Annotated in this window: 3 protein-coding genes and 1 pseudogene; all 4 read left to right on the top strand. The window is 60.7% G+C overall.

The features are described from left to right. Positions 1-82, top strand: a pseudogene (locus tag EN750_RS30565) (YaiI/YqxD family protein); the annotation flags it as partial. 31 nt (positions 83-113) lie between these two features. Next, positions 114-791, top strand: a complete 678-nt coding sequence (locus EN750_RS30560) for a DUF1345 domain-containing protein (RefSeq protein ID WP_023810520.1) — start codon at positions 114-116, stop codon at positions 789-791. Positions 792-888: 97 nt separating this feature from the next. Beyond that, positions 889-1,770: a cytochrome b/b6 domain-containing protein gene (locus EN750_RS30555; RefSeq protein WP_127398953.1), complete on the top strand. Its 882-nt coding sequence runs from the start codon at positions 889-891 to the stop codon at positions 1,768-1,770. A gap of 1 nt (position 1,771) precedes the next feature. After that, positions 1,772-2,233 (top strand): molybdopterin-dependent oxidoreductase (locus EN750_RS30550; protein WP_145968062.1); only part of this gene is annotated, 462 nt, incomplete at its 3' end.

Here is a 2,233-nt window from a genome sequence, read left to right as displayed (position 1 = left end):
CGCGCCGCAAGACCGGTCGCGGTTTCTCGGCGAACTCGACCGCATCTTGCGGCGGGCGCTCAAATCCGCCACACCAGACTAGAAACCGAGCGCCATCCAAGGTTCGAACCGACATGGCTGCCGAAACCCCGGTGAAGTCTCCCATTCAGCGCCACATGTTGTTCGCTGTGTCGGCCTGCGTTGGCGTTTTTGCGCTTCTCGTGGCGTTGCTGCTGCACGCCCCGCTCGCCTATTCGATCGGCGCCAACGCGTTCTTTGCCGCCTATGTCATTCTCGTCGTCGCCCAGATGCCGAAGTTCACCGGCAGGTATCTGAGCAGGAATGCGCGTGCCACGGACCAGCCGGTGCTGGTCATCTTCGCTGTGACGCTTGTCGTCGTCGGCGTTGCCGTTATCTCATTGTTCCTGCTGATCAATCAGAAGGACAGAAGCCATCCCGTCGAGCTCACCTTCGCGCTGCTGTCGATCCCGCTCGGCTGGTTCACCATTCATGCCATGGCAGCGCTCCATTATGCTCATGTCTACTGGATGGACGGCGATGCTGTGGATGCCGAGACCAGGAAGAAAATCCCGGTCGGCGGACTGCTGTTCCCGGGTGACAAACGGCCGGAGGGCTGGGATTTCCTGTACTTCTCGACGGTGATCGGCATGACGGCACAGACCGCCGATACCAACATCTCGACCACGCATATGCGTCGTGTCGTGCTTGTCCATTCGATCCTGTCGTTTTTCTTCAACACGGTCATCGTCGCCGCCGCCGTCAATCTCGCCGTCAGCCTGGGCGGTCCGTAATAAATCCGTGATCAGATGAAACATCGGTTTGGATCGCGACGTATCAGGAGGACAATGAACGCGCAGGCCATGCCGCGAGGCCGGGAGACGAAACACGATGGAATCCGTTGCCAGAAGCCAATCCGCCGCCGATCCAGGCGCTTCGGCGTCGAACGACAAAACGCTGATCTACCGGCAGTCGCGCTGGACACGGCTGACGCATTGGCTTTGGGCTATCTCGTTGTTCTTCATGCTGCTGTCAGGCCTGCAGATCTTCAATGCCCGTCCGCAGCTCTATATCGGCAAAGAATCGGGCTTCGAATACAACAACACCATCTTCGCCATCGGCGCCGAGAATTCCGATGCGGGTCCGCGCGGCTACACGGAAATCTTCGGGCATCGCTTCGACACCACTGGCGTGCTCGGCTGGTCGGGTCCGGCCGGCCAGGAGACGTCCCGCGCCTTTCCCTCCTGGGCGACCATCCCGTCCTACTATGATCTCGGCACCGCGCGCGTCATCCATTTCTTCTTTGCCTGGATACTGGCCACGACGTTGATCGTCTGGTTTGTCGCCAGCACCGTGAACGGCCATCTGCGGCGCGATCTCGCGCCACGCCTCGGCGATTTGAAGCGATTGCCGCAAGACATCGTCGACCACGCCAAGCTCAAATTCCACCACACGCGCGAATACAACACGCTGCAGAAGATGGCCTATGGCGGGGTGCTGTTCGTGCTGTTGCCGCTGATGATCATCACCGGTCTGGCCATGTCGCCGAGCATGAATTCGGTGCTGCCGTTCCTCAACGATCTGCTCGGTGGCCGGCAGACGGCACGCACCATCCATTTCACCGTCATGGTGCTATTGGTCGCCTTCTTCGTCGTCCATATCCTGATGATCCTGGCCGCCGGCCCGATCAACGAACTGCGTTCGATCATCACCGGCTGGTATCGCACCGATCCTCCCGCACAGGACGACAAAAACGTCGAGAGGAGTGCCTGACATGGCGAAGTTTGAGATCAGCCGCCGCAAATTCCTGACCGGTGCCAGCCTTGGTGCCTCCGGCATCATGCTGTCGGGCTGCGACGCCTTCGACAGTCAGCTAGGTGTTGGCAGCGGCCTGCGCAGTTTCCTCGAAAACGCCAATGGCCTGACCTACCGCGCACAGCGGCTGCTTGCCGGAAGTGACGCGCTCGCCCCGGAATTCACCGAGGCCGACATCCGCCAGCCGCAGCGGCCGAATGGTGTCACCGCTCCCGATGACGATGTCTACAAGGGCTTGCTCGCCAACAACTTTGCCGACTGGCGACTGGAGGTTTCAGGCCTTGTCGAGAAGCCGCTGTCGCTCAGCCGCGAGCAACTCCAGAATATGCCGAGCCGCACCCAGATCACCCGCCATGACTGCGTCGAAGGCTGGAGCTGCATCGCCAAATGGACCGGCACGCCGCTGTCGCTGGTGCTGGAC

Source organism: Mesorhizobium sp. M7A.F.Ca.ET.027.03.2.1, assembly GCF_003999175.1.
Lineage (GTDB): Bacteria > Pseudomonadota > Alphaproteobacteria > Rhizobiales > Rhizobiaceae > Mesorhizobium.
The sequence above is the reverse complement of the archived record's forward strand: the minus strand, read 5'-3'. Positions and strand labels throughout refer to the sequence as shown.